Source organism: Streptomyces sp. NPDC056734 (assembly GCF_042790455.1).
Taxonomy (GTDB): Bacteria; Actinomycetota; Actinomycetes; order Streptomycetales; family Streptomycetaceae; genus Streptomyces.
Map to the genome: position 1 here is coordinate 226404 of NZ_JBHTZD010000001.1, position 17856 is coordinate 244259.

At 71.3% G+C, this 17856-nt stretch carries 15 protein-coding genes; 8 read left to right on the forward strand and 7 right to left on the reverse strand.

All coding sequences use genetic code 11. The features are described from left to right. Window positions 1-74 precede the first annotated feature (74 nt). Genes ACFRFC_RS00860 through ACFRFC_RS00870 form a run of 3 tightly spaced genes read left to right on the forward strand, consistent with a single transcriptional unit; the run spans window position 75 to window position 5375 of the window. Window positions 75-1958 (forward strand): ABC transporter substrate-binding protein, encoded by a 1884-nt coding sequence (locus ACFRFC_RS00860; protein WP_382679714.1) that lies wholly within the window; start codon window positions 75-77, stop codon window positions 1956-1958. Between the two features lie 13 nt (window positions 1959-1971). Continuing rightward, window positions 1972-3267, forward strand: coding sequence for an erythromycin esterase family protein (locus ACFRFC_RS00865; protein WP_382679717.1), 1296 nt, complete (start codon window positions 1972-1974; stop codon window positions 3265-3267). Further along, entirely contained in the window at window positions 3264-5375 is a 2112-nt protein-coding gene (locus ACFRFC_RS00870) for a prolyl oligopeptidase family serine peptidase (protein WP_382679720.1), read from the forward strand. Before ACFRFC_RS00865 ends, ACFRFC_RS00870 begins: the two co-directional genes overlap by 4 nt. A gap of 128 nt (window positions 5376-5503) precedes the next feature. Here ACFRFC_RS00870 and ACFRFC_RS00875 read toward each other — a convergent pair whose 3' ends face one another. The 4 genes from ACFRFC_RS00875 to ACFRFC_RS00890 all read right to left on the reverse strand — a co-directional run bounded on the left by ACFRFC_RS00875 (window position 5504) and on the right by ACFRFC_RS00890 (window position 10660). Then, the gene (locus tag ACFRFC_RS00875; RefSeq protein ID WP_382679723.1) at window positions 5504-7180 is read right to left on the reverse strand and encodes a PucR family transcriptional regulator; all 1677 of its coding nucleotides are present in this window, start codon (window positions 7178-7180) and stop codon (window positions 5504-5506) included. Between the two features lie 117 nt (window positions 7181-7297). Then, on the reverse strand, window positions 7298-8410 hold the full coding sequence (gene menC, locus ACFRFC_RS00880; protein WP_382679726.1) for an o-succinylbenzoate synthase: 1113 nt from the start codon (window positions 8408-8410) through the stop codon (window positions 7298-7300). Further along, on the reverse strand, window positions 8407-9423 hold the full coding sequence (locus ACFRFC_RS00885; protein ID WP_382679729.1) for a GNAT family N-acetyltransferase: 1017 nt from the start codon (window positions 9421-9423) through the stop codon (window positions 8407-8409). The genes menC and ACFRFC_RS00885 overlap by 4 nt, the downstream gene beginning before the upstream one ends. Continuing rightward, complete coding sequence (locus tag ACFRFC_RS00890) at window positions 9416-10660, reverse strand: M20 family metallopeptidase (RefSeq protein WP_382680164.1); 1245 nt, start codon at window positions 10658-10660, stop codon at window positions 9416-9418. The genes ACFRFC_RS00885 and ACFRFC_RS00890 overlap by 8 nt, the downstream gene beginning before the upstream one ends. A 1325-nt stretch (window positions 10661-11985) precedes the next feature. Here ACFRFC_RS00890 and ACFRFC_RS00895 point away from each other — a divergent pair. From ACFRFC_RS00895 to ACFRFC_RS00905, 3 genes are all read left to right on the forward strand, one after another. Beyond that, window positions 11986-12891, forward strand: coding sequence for a S1 family peptidase (locus ACFRFC_RS00895; protein ID WP_382679731.1), 906 nt, complete (start codon window positions 11986-11988; stop codon window positions 12889-12891). Window positions 12892-13323: 432 nt separating this feature from the next. Beyond that, on the forward strand, window positions 13324-13662 hold the full coding sequence (locus ACFRFC_RS00900; RefSeq protein WP_382679733.1) for a hypothetical protein: 339 nt from the start codon (window positions 13324-13326) through the stop codon (window positions 13660-13662). A 125-nt stretch (window positions 13663-13787) separates the two neighbouring features. Further along, entirely contained in the window at window positions 13788-14018 is a 231-nt protein-coding gene (locus ACFRFC_RS00905) for a hypothetical protein (RefSeq protein WP_382679735.1), read from the forward strand. Between the two features lie 28 nt (window positions 14019-14046). On the opposite strand, the gene ACFRFC_RS00910 is transcribed toward ACFRFC_RS00905, so the two are convergent. From ACFRFC_RS00910 to ACFRFC_RS00920, 3 genes are all read right to left on the reverse strand, one after another. Continuing rightward, on the reverse strand, window positions 14047-14733 hold the full coding sequence (locus ACFRFC_RS00910) for a hypothetical protein (protein WP_382679737.1): 687 nt from the start codon (window positions 14731-14733) through the stop codon (window positions 14047-14049). Window positions 14734-14828: 95 nt separating this feature from the next. Next, the gene (locus ACFRFC_RS00915) at window positions 14829-15245 is read right to left on the reverse strand and encodes a hypothetical protein (RefSeq protein WP_382679739.1); all 417 of its coding nucleotides are present in this window, start codon (window positions 15243-15245) and stop codon (window positions 14829-14831) included. Window positions 15246-15709: 464 nt separating this feature from the next. Further along, window positions 15710-16273 (reverse strand): snapalysin family zinc-dependent metalloprotease, encoded by a 564-nt coding sequence (locus ACFRFC_RS00920; protein ID WP_382679741.1) that lies wholly within the window; start codon window positions 16271-16273, stop codon window positions 15710-15712. A gap of 354 nt (window positions 16274-16627) precedes the next feature. Between ACFRFC_RS00920 and ACFRFC_RS00925 the strand changes: the two genes are divergently transcribed. Beyond that, complete coding sequence (locus ACFRFC_RS00925) at window positions 16628-17131, forward strand: hypothetical protein (RefSeq protein WP_382679743.1); 504 nt, start codon at window positions 16628-16630, stop codon at window positions 17129-17131. Next, window positions 17128-17844, forward strand: a complete 717-nt coding sequence (locus ACFRFC_RS00930; protein WP_382679745.1) for a hypothetical protein — start codon at window positions 17128-17130, stop codon at window positions 17842-17844. Before ACFRFC_RS00925 ends, ACFRFC_RS00930 begins: the two co-directional genes overlap by 4 nt. The last annotated feature ends 12 nt before the right edge of the window (window positions 17845-17856 follow it).

Below are 17856 nucleotides of genomic sequence, written 5' to 3' on the forward strand. Positions count from 1 at the left end.
TATGGGCCGACCGCAGGACCCGCCCCATTGGCCGACCGAACCTCTCCACCCCGACACTTCGCAGGGAGCCACCCATGTCACATGTCTGTGCCAAGCCGCGAAGACGCCGCCTCGCGGCGCTCACCGCCCTGGCCGCCGTGTTCGCCGTGCTGGCCACGGCCTGTACCGGCGGTGGCGGCACCGCGGCCGAGGACGTCCAGGACAGCTACAAGACCCTGCCCAAGGAGTCGGGAAAGCCCACCGACGGCGGCACGGCCACCGTCGCGCTGACCCCGGGGCTCAGCCCCAACTACATCTATCCCTACCCGCCCGCCTCCGCCAACGGGACCGTCATCGCCCGGGGCCTGATGTGGCGCTCCCTGTACCGCCCCAGCGGGGAGGGCGACCAGATCGCGGACACCGCGCTGAGCCTGGCCGAGGCCCCCGCCTACAGCTCCGACCGCAAGACCGTCACCATCAAGATGAAGGACTACTCCTGGTCCAACGGCAGGCCGGTCACCGCCGATGACGTCGTCTTCTCCTTCGCCCTGCTCAAGGCCGCGCTCAAGGAGAGCCCGGCCAACTGGAGCTTCTACACCCCGGGCCAGTTCCCCGACGGTGTCACCGCGAAGGCCACCACGCCGGACACACTCACCCTCGAACTGGACACCGCGTACAACCCGTCGTACCTGCTGTCGATGCTGACCCTGCTGTATGTGATGCCCTCCGAGGAGTGGAACATCGCCCGCACCGGAGGGCCGCACCTGGACCACGCCGACCCGGAGAACGCCAAGGCGATCTACACCTATCTCACCAAGCAGTCCGAGTCCCAGTCCACCTTCGCCGGCAATCCGCTCTGGCAGGTGGTCAACGGCCCGTACCGCCTCAAGAGCTTCGACCCGACGACCGGATCGTTCTCCCTGGCCCCCAACAAGGCGTACAGCGGCCCGGGGGACTCACGGCTCGGCCAGGTCGACTTCAAGTCCTTCACCTCCGCCGCGGCCGTGCTCAACCAGTTCAAGGCCGGCAACCTGACCGTCGGCACCCTGGACTCCAGCTTCATCACCCAGATCGACGCGCTGAAGAAGAAGGGCTACCACGTCTACGGCGCCCCGGCGCCCGCCCGCTTCGACCCGCTCGTCCTCAACTTCGAGAACACGACCGACAACTTCGACAAGGTCATCGCCCGCCCGTACGTCCGCCAGGCCCTGCAACACCTCATCGACCAGGGGGGTTACGTCAAGAGCCGGGGCGTCTACAACGGTGCCGCCTCCCCGAACTACAGCACCGCGGGCAGCGGCTCCCCGTACCCGCCCGAGTTCGGCGACCAGGCGCCCTACCCGTACGACCCGGCCGCCGCCGAGAAGCTGCTCACCGACAACGGGTGGAAGGTGGTGCCCGACGGCTCCACCACCTGTGAGCGCCCCGGCACCGGGCCGGGCGAGTGCGGGGCCGGTATCCCCCAGGGGCAGACGATCGACTTCACCCTCTCCTCCGCGAACACCCCGGCCTATGTCGGCGCCCGGGACATCGCCTTCGCGTCGCAGGCCAAGAAGCTCGGCGTCGAGGTCACCATCGAGACCAAGTCACTCAACTACCTGTACTCCAACTACGGCAACAGCTTCGCGCCCGCCAACAAGGACAAGTGGGCGGCACAGGACTACGGGCCGCTCTACCTGGCGGCCGGATACCCGAGCAGCAACACCGTGTTCAACACGGGCGGCAGCTTCAACCTGGGCGGCTACCGCAACACCGAGGTGGACAAGCTGATCGAGGCATCGACCTTCGGGGCGGACCCGACGGTCCTGTCGACCGAGGTGACCAGCCTCTCCCAGGACCTGCCGGTGCTGTTCTTCCCGACCCCGCACACCCTGGTCGTCTGGAAGGACACCCTCTCCGGTCCGCCGTCGTCGTTCAACGCGCTGCTCAGCTTCCTGTACACGCCCGAGCTGTGGTACTTCCGCGAGCAGGACTCGTAGGACACCCACGGCCATGGACACGACGAGCGAGACGACCGGCGGCATGACCGTCGGCCCGGCCAAGGACGCGTTCGCCCGCCCCCTGGGCCGGACCGCCGGACCGGCGGACGCCGAGGCGGTGCGTGAGCTGATCGGGGACGCACGGGTGGTGGCCCTCGGCGAGGGCGCGCACAACATCACCGAGTTCTACGGGCTCAGGGACCGGGTGTTCCGGCTCCTGGTCGAGGACTTCGGGTTCACGGGCCTGGTGCTGGAGTCCGGTTTCGCCGACGGGCTCGCGGTCGATGAGTGGATCCACGGGGGACCGGGGCGGGTCGAGACGGTCGCCCGGGACGGCATCACCTACCGGTTCGGCGAGTGCGAGCCGATGTGGCGGCAACTGCGCTGGATGCGCCACCGCAACTCCGGAGATGCGGCGAAGGTCGCCTTCTACGGAATGGACCTGCCCGGATCCTCCACCTCACCCGGGCCGGCGGTCCGTGCCTGCCTCGACCGGCTGCCGGCCCACCCGGGTGACGAGGAGCTGGTGCGGCTGAGTGACCTGGGCGGCCGTTCGCAGGCCGCGGTCCGCTATGCGGCCATGCCCGCCGCCGACCGCACCCGGCTGCTCGACGGGCTGCGCGACCTGGAGGAGCGCGCGCTCCGGTTCCACCACGAGAGGGGCCAGGACAGTGCGGAAGCGGAGGTCGCGCTCTGGTGCGCGGCCTCCTTCCGGGCCTTCGTGGCGGAGACCGAGGACCGTGGGGACAACGCGGAGCCCCCGGCGGGGCCGTACCCCCGGGACGCGTTCATGGCGCGGAGCGTGGAATGGATCCTCCGGCGGGAGCGACGCGTCGTGGTGAGCGCCCACAACGCACACATCCGCCGCACACCGCTCAATGGCCGGCCGACGCTGGGCAGTCAGCTCGACTCCGTGCTCGGCGCCGACCTGGTCGCCATCGCCATGACCTACGGGTCCGGCCCCGAGGTCCGATTCACCCAGCGCTCCCCACGCCCGTTCGACTGCGAGGTCACCCTGGGCACCCGGACCCTGACACCGGAGTCCGTCGAGTCACGGCTGGACCGCCTCGGCCCGCCACTGACCCTGGTCGACCCGCGCCGCGCGCCGGACGGCTTCTTCGACGGGGTCCAGGGCACGCTCGTCGGCGGCGGCCTCGACCCCGTGGACGACTTCCCCGCCGCCTACGACGCGCTGCTCCATGTCCGCCGGGTCACCAGGATCCCCGGGGCGTTCGAACGGCTCCGCGCGGAGTTCGCCGAGGCCGCGAGCCTCCACCCAGACGCCCCCGACAAGCCGGAGTCACCGTGAACGTCAACCCTCCGCCGTATCCGCCCGCGCGTACCGTCGACGTCTTCGAGGACGTAGCGGGCGTCCGGGTGCCGGACCCGTACCGGTGGCTGGAGCCGGAGACCGAAGAGGTACGGCGGTGGCAGCGGCGGCAGGCCGAGATCGCCACCGCCGTCAGCTACGACGGACAGGACCCGGCGGCCGTCCGGCGACTGATCGAGACGTACGACCGCGGGTCGCGTCCGGCGCTGCCGAAGTACGCGGCCGGACGCTGGTTCCGTGCCGTGACCCCGCCGGGCGGGGCGGCGCCCACGGTGGTCGTCGCCGACCGGCCGTTCGGGGCGGGGCGGCCGGTGGCCGACCTGGCCGCGTTCGGCGGTGAGCCCCATCCGGCGGTCCTGTCCTGGCTGGTGCCGGCGCCGGACGGCCGCGTCCTCGCCCTGGGCGTCTGTACCGACGGCAGCGAGCACAACACCATCCGGCTGATCGACGTGGATTCGGGGCGGGTGCTCGGCGGTGCGCCGGAACAAGTCCTGCACAGTGCGTGGGCGGGCGGGGTGTCATGGCTGCCCGACAGCAGCGGTTTCTACTTCCTCGCGCTCACCGGCTCACCACGGGAGTTCCGGCAGGCGGTGTTCCATCACCGGCTCGCCGAACCGTCCCCGGGAGGGACCGGGATCGGCACCACCGAGGTGGAACCGATCCCGGTCGGCGAGGGCTCCCGGGAGTACACGCTGGTCCAGGTCTCGCCGGACGGCCGGTGGGCCGTCGCGAGCCACCGGGTGGGCAGCCCCGTCCCGGTCGCGGTACGTGACCTGACCCGGCCCGGCACGGCCTGGCGCCCCTTCGTCACCGAGTGCGCCGGGACGATCGCCGGTCATGTCGTCGGCGACCACTACCTCGCGGTGACCGATGTCGCGGCCCCCCGGGGACGGGTGGTCGCCCTCCCGCTCGACGCGGCCGACCCCAACGACCCTGCGGGGTGGCGGGAGCTGGTGCCGGAGGGGGAGACCGTACTGAGGTCCCTCACCCCGGTCGGGGAACACCTCTACCTCAGCGAGTTCGACCAGACCTTCGCCAGGGTCCGCATCCTCGACCGTACGGGCGCCATCACCGGGGAAGTCCCCCTGCCCGGCCGGGGCGCACTCGCCGCCCCGTTCTTCGCACTCACCGGCCTGGCGGTCGGCACACCGCCGGACGACTACGTCTTCGCCTTCTCCACCCTGACCAGTTCCTGGGGCGTGTATCGCCACCGGCCGGGGGAGCCGGGCATCGAGACACTGTCGGCCCCGGAGGTCACCCTCGACGCCGAGGTGACGGTCGGCCGCGCCCTCGCACCCGACGGCGAGACAATCCCGTACCACGTCGTTCGACCCGTGGGCAGCGACCCGGCGCGGCCCGCGCCGACACTGATCTCCGCGTACGGCGCGGCGAACGTCCCCCTGCTGCCGCAGTACCAGCCCGACCTGGCCGCGTTCGTCGGGGCCGGTGGCGTGCTCGTCCAGGCGTATCTGCGCGGGGGCGGCGAGTTCGGCCGCGACTGGTATCTGGCCGCGCACCGCGAACGCAAGCATGTGCGGGACACCGACCTGGTCGCGGTCGCCGAGCACCTTGTCGCCACGGGGCTCACCGGCCCGGACCGGCTCGCGCTGACCGGCGGGTCCGACGGCGGCCTCATGTGCGGGATCGCCGTCACCCAGCGGCCCGAGCTGTGGCGTGCCGTGCTGCCACGGGCGCCGCTGCTCGACCTCATCGGGGGGACCCGCGATCCGTACCTGGACTTCGTCATCCGCAAGGCGTGGGCCGACCCGGACGATCCGGCGCAGGTGCGGCGGCTGCTCGGGCTGTCGCCGTACCAGCTGGTCAGGCCCGGTGTCTTCCCCGCGGTCTACCTCCAGGCCGGGGCCACCGACCCGCGGTGCGCACCGTGGCACGCGCGCAAGTTCGCCGCCCGGATGCAGGCCGCGCAGCAGGGCCCGGCGCCGATCCTGCTGCACGTCTTCGACAACGCGGGTCACGGCGCGGCGACTTCGCACGAGGTCGCGGTCGCCCAGGACACCGAGTGGCTGGCCTTTCTGCTCAGCACACTCGGGGTGGGGGGTGAGGGGGCGTTTGGTGGGAGGGGGTGACTTGGGGTTCGGGGCGGCTGGGTCAAGCGTCCCGGCGTAGGGCTCAGGTGTCCGGGCGGAGTGCTCAGGTGTCCAGGACGGTCGGCACCAGCATCCCGGCGGAGGGCTCAGCGTCCGGGACGAGGGCTTCACGCGTCCGGGGCGGACCTGAGGGACATCAGGCGGAGCTGGAGCATGGCCGACAGGCGTGCGTTCGGGTCGCCCAGGTCGATACGGCCGACCTCGGCCGCGCGCCGCAGCCGGTAGCGGAACGTGTTGGGGTGCACGAACATCGCGGCGGACGCCACGGCGACATCGCCGAAGGCGTCCAGCCAGCTGCGCAAGGTCTCGACCAGATTGGCCTGGTGCGTCTCGTCGTAGGCGACGACCCGCGCGACGGCACCGCTGGGAAGGTCCCCGCGCGGGACGAGGTCGGCGAGTTCCAGCAGCAGCGCCTCGATGTGGACGTCGTCCACGCGGGCCACCTGCTGCCCCACGCCTCCGGAGCGCAGCACGCGCAACGCCCGCTCGGCCCCCGCACGCGACCGGGCCAGTGCCGAACAGTCCGCGGCCGGCTGACCCACCCCGATCAGCGGGCGCAGCCGCGAGCCGACGCGGGCCAGGAACTCGGTGGCGATCCGGGCCGCGCGTTCCCCCGCGTCCTCCGGGTTCTGCCGGTTCTGCGGGAGCAGGGGCAGGATGCCGTACGCGACGTCGCCGATCAGCGCCGCGGTGGCACGCGGGTGCACGGCGGACAGATGCATGGCGAACGCGTCGGTGAGCCGCTTCCGTTCGGTGGCCAGCCGGGCCGGCAGCCGGGGTTCGGCCGCCGCGTCCACGACGGTGAGCGCGAGGACGACCGACGGCTCGTCCTTCAGACCGAGACGGCGGACCGCCTCGGCCGACCCCGGGCCGCTTTCCAGGGCGCTGGCCAGCAGCTCCGCCCGCAGTCGCCGTTCCATGTCGGCATCGGCGCGCTGCCACACCATGTGCATCGCCACGAGCTTGGACGCCTCGTAGAGGGCCTCGCTGCGCTCCGCGCTCAGCGGCTCGGGGACGACCACCCAGATCGTGCCGAGGATCTCGTCCCCGGCGCGCACCGCGATCACCGCGCGGGGCAGTTCGCGCGGCTGCAACGCGTCGCCCGACTCGGGCAGGGAGGCCACGAAGACGGGCCGGTCGCTGCGGTAGATCGACTGGAACACCCCGCGCTCCTCCAGGATGCGGGTGTAGTGCTCGGGGACCTGACGGCCCAGGATCGTCTGCACCCGTGACGGGTCCACGTCCTCCTGGCGGCTGGAGAAGGCCAGCAGGCGCGAGTTGCGGTCCTCGATGGTGACAGGGGCGTCCAGCAGCGCGGCGATGGCGTTGGCGACGGCGAAGAGATCACCCGACCCGGTCCGGCCGGCGGCGGTGGACTCCGTGTCGTAGCGGCTGCCGTCGGCCGTCAGGGTCCGCAGCATCCCCGCCAGGTGCGTCCAGGACGCGCCCCGGGCGAAGGAGAGGACCGCCACGCCCGACGCGCGGGACGCGGCGAGGAGCCCCGCGTCGGGGGCGACGGGCGCGCGCACCACCAGCGCGGCGGCGCCGCGTCCGCCGAGCTGGGTGACGACCCGCGCGAGGTCGGCGGGGTCGTGCAGACCGACGCCGAGCACCAGGGCGTTCTGAGGCAGCTCCGGTTCGTCCAGCGGGTCGTGTATGACGACGCCGCCGAGGTCGTCGGCGCGTTCGACGTCGCCGCAGACCACGTCGAGCAGGGTGGTACCGAGTTCCTCGAGGACACGTCCGAGGCTCGCTCGCGGGAGGCTGGTCACGGGGATGAGCACGAGGCCGAAACTAGCGCGGCGGACCCGCGTCGTCGTTTGTTGCGCATGACGAAATGATGCCATCCGGTTCGTCGGGCGGGACAGGCGCGGTCGCGGGGGTGGGTGCTCCGGAGGAGATCAGGAAGCGGGCAGGGGTACCCAGGTCGTCGTGGTCGTGACCGCGTCCAGGATCTCCGGGACCGGGGTGACACCGAGCCCCGGCCCGGCCGGTACGGCGAGGTGTCCGTCCACGAGCCGGAACGGCGGCGTGATGTCGGTCCGGTAGTAGCGGTCGGAGGCCGAGGTGTCGCCGGGCAGCAGGAACCCGGGCAGTGCGGCGAGCGCCACATTGGCGGCACGGCCCAGCCCCGTTTCGAGCATGCCGCCGCACCACACCGGGACGCCGTGCGCGGCACAGACATCGTGGATCCGGCGGGCTTCGAGGTAGCCGCCCACGCGGCCCGGCTTGATGTTCACCACCTGGCAGGCGCCGAGGGCGAGCGCGTCGGCGGCGGCGCGGGCGGAGACGATCGACTCGTCGAGACAGATCGGGGTGGTGATCTTCGAGGCGAGTTCCGCGTGCCCGAGGAGGTCGTCCTCCGCGAGGGGCTGCTCCAGCAGGAGGAGGCCGAACGGGTCGAGCCGGGCCAGCTGCCGGGCGTCGCCACGGCCGTAGGCGGTGTTGGCGTCGACCTGGAGCATGATGTCGCCGAACCGTTCGCGTACGGCCCGGACCGGCTCGACGTCCCAGCCGGGCTCGATCTTCAGCTTGATCCGCAGATAGCCAGCGTCCAGATATCCGGCGACCGCGTCGAGCAGTGCGGGTATCGACTCCGTGATGCCCACCGACACCCCGCACGGCACGGTCTCACGGACCGCGCCCAGGGCCTGCGCGAAGGAGACACCACGGGCGCGCAGGTCCGCGTCCAGCACCGCCGTCTCCAGCGCCGCCTTGGCCATGCGGTGACCCTTGAACGGGGCCAGGGCCGGGGCGACCCGATGGGCGTCGAGGCCGGGCACTTCGGCGAGGGCCGGGACCAGGAAGCGGCTCAGGACATCGGCGGCGGCCTGCGTGTACTCCGAGGAGTACCGGGGGGCGGTGCCCGCGCCGCACTCGCCCCACCCCTCGGCCTCGTCGGTGACGACCCGCACGAGCAGGGCCTCACGTACGGTCTCGGTCCCGAACGACGTACGGAAGGGGGACACCAGCGGCATCCCGATGGTGCGGAGTTCGACTCCGGTGATCTTCACACTGACTCCCGCGGTGTCTCGCTGTGATGTGTTCCATGCGCTGCCGTTGCCGGTGCTGATGCCGCTGCCGGTGCCGGTGCCGGTGCTGATGCCGGTGCCGGTGCTGATGCTGATGCTGATGCCGAGCGGGGCCGGCGATCCACGACGTACCACCCCGCCCGGTCGAAGCCGCGTACCCGCGCGCCCTCGGCGAGCAGCCCGCCGAGCGCCTCCCGTACCGCCGTGCGCCAGCGCGCCGCGCAGGCCGGGTCGCTCTCCCGCAGCGCCTCGATGTCCTCGGGAACGGCCACCAGTACGGTGCCGGCGTGGGCGTCTGCCGCTCCGGTGACCGGCGTGCCGGTGGCCGAGACGCTGAGCGCCACGGCCGCGCCCGCCGTACGGGCGGCCTCCGCGTCGGCAGGCGCGGGCCGCCCGGCACAGGCGGCGGCGACGCCGGGCGACTCCAGCCGCCACCGCACCAGGATCCGGTCGGAGTCGTCACTGCGGTTGATGTCGTCGTCGATCGGCCCGTAGAAGTCCGGCAGATACTCGGCCGGTTCGGCGCCCAGCTTGGCTATGTTGAAGTACGCGTTACGACGCACCAAGGGGTCGTAGGTCCAGCAGATCTCATGGACCCCGCGCGCCAACGCCCAGGCCCGCTGGTGCAGCTTCAGGGCGAACCCGACGTTGCGCTGCCGTACATGGGGCAGCACCCCCGCGATATGACTGTGCAGCGCCTCGCGCGCCGGGGGAGAGAAGAACCCGAAGCAGGAACCGACCAGTTCGTCCCCGTCGAAGGCGCCGCTCACATAACTGCCCGCCTTCGCCATCGCGCGCAGCAGGTCGGCCGCCACGGGCGGGCTGTTCTCGCCGGTACGCCAGATGCGCTCGTACAGCCGCTGGACGGCCTCGAGCTCGCCGATACTGTCCAGGGAACGAATATCGACGCCCGCGGCCTTCTCGGCGGCCTCGGCCGCCGCGTACGCCGCGTCGATGGGCGGGGAGTCGGTGCGGTGGTGGAGGAGATCAGTCACGCCGGTCATGGTTCCAGCCGTTTTGGTCGTGCTGCTGGTCCGACGACACAGGATGCCGGTCCCCGGTTCGTCCGGACGGACAGCTGTCCGGTGACTCCAGCAGCTCGGCGATCAGCGCGGTGAGCAGCCGGGTCCGCCGGGGCAGCTCGGCGACGAGCACATGTTCGTCGTCGGCGTGCGCACCGCCGCCGACCGCTCCCAGTCCGTCGAGGGTGGGGATGCCGACCCCCGCGGTGAAGTTCCCGTCGGAGGCACCGCCGACCGCGACCGAGGTGAGCGGGCCGATCCCGAGCCCCGCCGCGAGCCGCTCCGCCCGCGCGAACAGTTCCCGCGACGCGCTCGCAGGCAGGGGCGGCCGGTTCGGACCACCCTCGACCTCCACGACGGCCCCGGCCAGCCGCGCCCGCAAGCCACCCATGGCGGCGTGGACGCGGTCCTGCTCGGCAGCGTCCCGTACCCGGACGTCGACATCGAAGCGCGCCGACGCGGGGACGGTGTTGATCGTGGTCCCCGCCTCCAGGCGCGTCGGTGTGACGGTCGTACCCTTCGCCGGATCGCCCAGCCCGGCCACGGCGAGGACCTGATGGGCGGCCTCGATCGTCGCGTTCACCCCGCGCTCCGGTTCCAGCCCGGAATGCGCGGCCCGCCCCCGCACCACCACCTCATACCGGGAAACCCCCTTGCGCTCGGTCTTCAGGGCCTCTCCGGGACCGGCCGCCTCCAGCACAAGAACGGCGGCACACTGGCGTGCCTCCTCCTCGATGAGCCCCCGCGAGGAGGGAGAACCTGGCTCTTCGTCACCGGTGACGAGAAGGGTGACACCGTCCAGGGGATGGGGTTGGGGTTGAGGTTGGGGTTGAGTACGGGGGTGCGGGGAGCCGGGGACGAGCGGGTCCGCGCGGGATGCCAGACATCCCAGCGCATGGAAGGCCATCACCAGTCCCGCCTTCATGTCGAAACACCCCGGTCCGCGCAGCACCCCGTCGTGAACCTCGAAGGGGTGAGTCTCCAGCGACCCGACCGGCCACACCGTGTCGTGATGTCCCAGGACCAGCACGCGCGGCGTACGCCCGAAGCGCCACCGAAGATGGGTCCGACCGTCGATGACGACCCGCTCCGCCTCGCTTCCCAGGTGCCCGGCACCGACCCGCGCGACCAGCTCAGCACTGCGGGCTACCGCGGCCAGGTCGTCGGAGGGTGACTCACAGCGCACCAGCCGCTCGATATCGGCGACCATCGCGGCCCCGGTCTCCCGATCGCGGGCCACGGGCCGAGCACCACCCTCCCGCCCCAGGTCCTGTTTCGCCAAGGCACGGCGTTCTGTCACGGCGGACACCTCCAGTCGACGCATCCGCCCAAGCATGGTCAGCGGCGCCGCCCCGGACCCTGTCCGGTCAGCCAACATCGGCGCGCGCGATTGGGGCGAGGGGATGAACCAGCCCGCGGAGATCCAGCAACGCCCTCAGCGTCGCGCTGAACACGGCCATCGCTCCGACGGCAGACCGCGCGCCGCCGGAGCGCGACACCGCGGACGTCGTGGCCCAGCCAGTCGATGGCGGGCCGCGTGGATGCCTGTGGAGAGTCTCGGCCGCGTCGGCGATGAAGAAGGCCCCGCCTCCCTCGACACGGGCACGGACCCGGTCGTCTACACGCACCCGCAAGACGCCATACGCACCCGCAGGACTCCACACGCACCCGCAGCCTGCGTACGGGAGCCGCGTCCCTCAACGATCGTTGACTGCCGGAAGCGATCGCCATACGTCATGGTGCTGCGCTCCCACGGCACGGAACTGACACCCGGAACCGACACCCGGAACTGACACCCCGTCACTAACCGGACGTACAGCTTCCAGAAAAACGGAAGCGGCACCCTCGCTCACGAAGGCGCCGAACCGGACACCGGCGCCGACGCGGCAAGGAGGGCAATCCGCCCCATAGGGACGCGGTCCCGCGCGCGTCACTGGGGGTATTTCCCGCCGCCGCGCCCAGAAGGTGATTCAAGCTCGCGCCCGCGTCCGCACCGGGAGTGGACGGCGAGAGCGCCACGGGCCCGACCTCCCCGGCCGCACCACGCCACGTACCGGAACGCTTCATGCGATCTTCACAAACCGGCCACCCCGCCCAGCGGTTCGCGCGAGCCGGCCCTCCGCTCCCCACTGACGCGACGCTGAGCAGCCACACCCTTATCTGATGTTGATGTCACCAGAGATCGTCGGGGATCACCATGGTTGGCGCATTTCCCCCGGGCGCCTGCCGATCCGGGGCCGCACCGGAACCGGCATGACACCGACGCGGGGAACCTGAGCGCCCCTCATGTCGCCGCGCGCCCCCGCATCCGGCGCCGGACCTGGCAAGGTGCCCTTCCTGCCAACCGCGTCCCCCTGCCCGAAGCCCGTCGTCAGAGCGTCCGAAAGCCGAACTTGTTGACAGGGACCGGTCACGCTGAGGATTTCAATCGTCGACATGGCAGCCCCAGGACACCCGCACGGTCCCTGGGTCTGCCGCTGCCGTGACCGAGGGCCCGGACATCGAACGGGCCCAGGACCTCTCATCGGAGGACATGTGAAGGTCAAGACGTTCCTGTCTTCGGGCTCCGTCGCCCGCAGAGCCCGCGCCGCCACCGTCGTCGCCAGCCTGGCGGCCGTGTCCGCACTCGTGGCCCCCACCGCCGTGGCGGCTCAGGCCCCCGCGGAGCCGCAGCCCACCGTGGCCCAGCTCGCCGAGGCCAGCGACGCCGTGCTCAGCGCCGACATCGGCGGCACGGCCTGGTACACCGACAAGGCGTCGGGCAAGGTCGTCGTCACCGCCGACAGCACCGTCTCGGCGGCGGAGATCAACGAGATCAAGGAGGCAGCCGGCGCCCAGGCCGGGGCACTGGAGATCAACCGCACGCCGGGCAAGTTCACCCGCTTCATCGCCGGCGGCGAGGCCATCACCTCGGCCGGCGTCCGCTGTTCCCTCGGCTTCAACGTCGTCAACGCGGCACGCCAGTACTTCGCGCTCACCGCGGGCCACTGCACCACCGGCCGGCCCACCTGGAGCATCGGCACGGCGGTGCCGGGCCAGACCGTCTTCCCGGTCTACGACCACGGGGTCATCGCCCACTCCAACGCGGCCAACGCCGACGGCCGCGTGTACCTCTACAACGGCACGTACCGCGACATCATCAACGCCGGCACTCCCACGATCGGCCAGCGCATCGAGCGCTCCGGCAGCACCACCGGCTACCGCACCGGCACGGTCACCGGCCTGAACGCCACCGTCAACTACGGCGGCGGCCAGCTGGTCTACAACACCCACCAGACCAACGCCTGCGCCGAGCCCGGCGACAGCGGCGGCCCGCTCTTCGCCGGCAACACCGCGTACGGCCTGCTCTCCGGCGGCAGCGGCAACTGCACGGTCGGCGGCACCACGTTCTACGAGCCGGTCACCCGGCCGCTGGGCCTGTACGGCCTGAGCGTCTTCTAGTCCGGCAGCGGGGAACGGGCCGGGCGGTCCCCCGGCGGTTCCTCGCGGTCCGGCTCCCTGCGGTTCCTCACGGGTCCTTACGTGTCCTTACTGGCCCGGCGCTGGTCGGCGGTCGTCGGTCGTTCCCGGTGACCGCCGGTCGGCCTCCGCGGATCGCAGGGGGACGAGTGGTTCGGGGATCCCCGGCATGCGAGCGGTCCGGGGATCCCCGGACGAGAAGGCGGCTGCCCCACCCGGCTACCGGTAGCGGCTGGTCACTATCACGGCAGGGATGTTGTGGTGGTGGATGTGCGGGCGGGTCGGGTTGAGTTCACCCTTTCGAGGCGTTGCTACGTGATGTGTTCAAGCGGACACTGAATGTAGTGGGCCATGGTCCTCCACCGGAACAGCCGGTTGGCGTACGGGGCCTGGCCGGGTCGAGAGGGGCGCATTGTGTCCATCATCACCGCACCGGAATCCAGCGTGGAAACCGTCGAGCAGATCGAGGGCCTCGTCGCCGGCGGCAATGTTGTCGACGTGTGGCGCGGCTGGGTCAACTGGGGCCCGTACAACAACTGGGTCAACTACCCGATCACCTGGAATGTCATCAACGCCAACTCGACGGTTCTCGTCGCGGCCAGCGAGATCGACGGAAACAATGTGCGGTTCTTAGGAGCCGCCCCCATCACCGTCGCGAACATCGTCCCGGCCGCCGGTCTCGTCACCGTAAAGATCAATATCGCGTGGGGCAGCGGCCTCCGGATCCGTACGGACATTGTCGTCCTCAACTGACCGGCCAACCAGCAGAGTGCGGTGGCCGATCGAGGACAGTGACCCGCTGTGGTCGACGGTCGGCCACCCCGCCCCGCCGAGCCGTACACCTCAGGGTCAGCCCCGCGCACCCCTGAGCGTAGAAGGTGCCGAAGAATGCCGCGCCGCTGGTCGTCGCCACCACGTTGGCGGCCGTGACGGACCGGAAGCGGAAGATGCCAACTGGCATCAGCGGCTCCGCCGCGCACCGCCCCTCGATCAGCAGGAAGGCGCCGACCAGCGAAACCGGTCAGGAAGAACCGGCGGCGTCCGAAGAGGTCGGCCATCCGGCCGCCGAGCAGCAGGAACCAACCCGGGCGCGGTCAAGTCTGACGTGATGTCAACACTCCTGCGGAGCAGATGAGTTCACGCGTGTGGGGGCGGTCGCACAGCTCCCGCACCACGCCCGGGTCGTGCGAAATGAACCAGGACGGCGAGGCCCAGCTCTACCCGTAGCCGGACCAGCAGTTCGAGGATCTGCGCCTGCACAGAGACGTCCAGCGCCGAGACCGGTCCGTCGCGGACCAGCGACTCCCGCCGTACGGTCTCCAGCGCTGTCTCCAGCACCACCCGGTGCGTACGCCGGTAGTGCTCGAAGACCGTGGGCGAGCGCGGCGAACGGACCCGGATGGCCCAGCGGATCTCCCGGGGCCGGTCGACGTCCTCGAAGCCGAGGACGTCGATCCGCAGTTCACCGCAGGACACCTTGACCGTACCGCCGGGCGGCGGCACGACTCCGCCGTGCCGGACAACCCGTTCCCCGTCCACGAGGGCCCCTTCGACGTACAGCTCCCCCTTGGGGCCGGCCTGCACCCGCACCCCTCCCGGATCGGCCTGCCGGCCGCCGGGAACACCCTCGAACCGCTGGGGGCCGGTACCGAGCCAGTGCAGGGCGATGGGCGAGAGGATGCCGTACGGCTCCCTCAGCTGCGCGAGCGCGGCCCGCCACTCCTGCTCGCGCAGCAGCGCGGACTGGAGCCGGTTGGCGACGAACCCGGACATGGCTCGGCGCAGGGCCACCGGTGTCTTCCCGAGCCACCGGTAGAACCCCACGACCCGTTCCCATGCCCGCCTCCACCGATGTCCGACGACGACACAGGGGACGCCTGCCGCCCGATGACTGCCGGACCCCACCGGGCAGCCCGAAGCTACGGCAGTCTGACGGTCACGCAGGCGGGGGCTGTCGGGGACCGCGTGGTGCACTGACTCTTTTCCCTCTCGCCGACCGCGTGGACGGTGAACGTCAGTGAGATATGGGGCCGTTGGCCCTTGAGGCCGACGTTCGTCACCGCGGGCCCGCCGTTTCCGCCGGCGGCGAGGGTGGCGATGATCAGGGAGGCCGCGAGGGAGGCGATGCAGGCCGTGCTGCCGAAGATCAGGAGCGGTCGCTGTCCGGCGAAGTACGCGTGGAAGCACAGGGCGACGGCGGTGATGGCGAGTGCGGGCGCGAGCAGCGTCAGCCATGGGTGATCGTCGAGTGCGACGAACAGCCTGGCGCTGTCCATGCCCAGGACGGTGAGCAGGCCCGCCAGGGCGACGAGCGAACCCCACAGGGCGTTCGTCACCCCGCCGAGCGGGTCGCCGGCCGCGGCGGGGTCGGGCGGGGGTCCGCCTGGCGGGTGGCCGGTTCCTGCCGTGTCCGCCGGAGGTCCGACGGAGGGAGTGTCGGGCCTCGGTCCGCTCCGGTGCGGGTAACCGGTCAGTGGATCGAGTGGATTGGCCGTCGTGCGGTGCCGGGAGAGCACCCGTCACGTCTCCGTCGTCGGCAGGCGAGGCCATTCGTCCTTCATCAGGGGTGCGCTGCCAGGGGGAGGGCATCGAGCGGCGGCTCCCCGGCGCCGCGGTACGGGCACCGGGCACCGGCACCACAGGCACCGACGGGGGCCGGTAGCCGGGCCGGAGAGCCGCGGATGTCGCCGGTGGGCACGCCGTCGACGCGCCCACCGGCCAGTGGATCACTACCGTCGGATCTCCGGCCGCTGGATCACCGCCCAGCGGATCTCAGGCCACTGGACCACCGACCACTACCTCAGAACGCGGCGTCCGTCACCACCACGCCACCCCCGGTGCGCTCCGTGGCCGCCAAGGCACCTGCGTAGCTCTGCTCGACCCTGGCCGCCTCGGCGGCGTTCGGGGTGACGCTGTTGCAGCTCACGCCGCCGGTCGAGCCGGACATCAGTGACGAGCACGGGCCGGGCTTGATGTCCGGCAGGCCCAGACTGTGCCCCAGTTCATGGGTCACGATCCGGACCACGTTGTAGCCCGCGTCGACCCCCTCGCGGCCGACCCACACCGTGACCGTCCCGGTGGGACGGACCGGCCCGAGGATGGCCCGCGGCCAGCCGTCGTCCGCGGTGATCTGGATGTTGACCCGCTGGCCTGCCGCCGCCTTCACGAGCTGGACATTGCTGACGGAGGTGTTCCAGACGCTGACGGCCTGCGCGACCTGGGGCTTGAACTCCGCTGCCAGACTGTCGTCATAGGTGAGCGTGACCGCGGCGGCCGCCGCGGTGGCCGGAGCGGCCGTGAGCGCTGTGATCGGCATCGCCAGTGCGGCGCCGACCACAACGCCGGCGAACGTACGTCGAAGCATGTTCCAGTCCCTCGCTCTGCATACTCGGTGGGGGGTGAGGTGGAGCCCTTGCGGGATAGTGGGGTGTGGCGTGTCCATGACAGTTCTGCGAGGATCATAGAGCCGCCCGCCGTATCGGAACAGGCGGCGACAGCCCTGGATCGCGCCCCCGTGGCCGACGGCGTCGAGTCTGAGACATCTGGGACAAGGCGGGTCGACCGGGCGCGCGCCGTCGGCCGGAGCGCGCACCGGCCAACAGTGGGTCACGGAGTGAGCCGGGGCTGGTTACAAGGCGCCGGTTCTGGGTAACTCCCGTTTCCCGTAATTGAGTTGGTCACACCAGCGCCGCCCCCCACAGCGACGAAGGATGCCCGTATGACGGAGTTCATGTCACTGGCTGCTCAGCTCACCCCGTACCTCGCACTGGCCGCATCCTCCATGGGGCAGGCCGTGCTGGACTCCGCGCGGACCAGGGTCGCCGACAGCGCGGTGGAGCAGGGGCGTGGGTTCCTCATGCGCGCGCTGGGGCGTGAGAGGGGCGGTGGGCCGGGCGAGCCGGGCGAGGGGGACGTGGTGGGGGAGGGGCAGGGGGAGCGCGAGGCGGACGCGGAGTTCGCCGGGCTGGTCAGCAGGCTCGAACCGGCCGACCGGACCGCTCTGGAGACCGCGATCGGCCACTGGCTGCTGGACCCCGGGGGCGATCTGAGCCAGGAGTCGCTGCTCGGACACCTCAGGCATGCCGCCGAACTGGCGCGGCCGGGACCCGTCACCAACACCGCGCACGCCACAGGGCCGGGAGCGATCGCGATCGGCCAGGTCACCGGCGATGTGCACGGTGGATACCGGCCCGCGGACGAGGGTGAGGGCGGCGGAAGATGACATCCCCATGGGAGGAGAACTCTGCGAGCAGCGAAGGAAGCGGCTCGCTGAGCATCGCCAAAGTGGCCGGAAACGTGTTTCTCTCCCTCTTCACGGGCGTCGAGAAGTGGAGCGTGTGGAACTGGATTCCCTGCGGCCTCGTCTTCACCCTCGGTACCGTCACACTGCTGCGGCAGCCCGATGGACCCCTGACCCAGTTCGTCCCGGCGTACACGCTGGTCCTCCTCCCGCTGGCCGCCACCTTCTGGCGGGCTCTGTACGGCATCGGATGGCATCGCGGGCTGCGGGCCGGCATCTCCTGGGCCTGCGTCGGCCTCGCGGTGATCGGGCTGGCGCTGATGCAGCAACTGCGCCTGTACGGCGAGGTGGATGTCACGGGCAGCACCACCGTCACACCTGGCACTCCCGTCGGCGACGGCGCCGAGGTCACCGTGGTCGTGCACAGCGAGACCGCGCGGGAGAACCTGGTCCTCACCATGAAGGTCGAGGAAGGCGCGACCGAGGCCCAGTCATGTCTGCCGGACACCACCTTCGACGTGGGACTCACCGGCGAGACCACCGCGAGCGAGAACGGCTCCCTCGCGCCCGGCGCCACCGCTTACCTCAAGCTCGGCCGGAACTGGAGCGGCGAGCGCTCCCTCACCGTGACCGTGCACACCTTGCGGGGCTGTCTGATGGATTTCTCCGTGGACCGGGCACTTCTTCACGGCTGACGAACAGGGGGA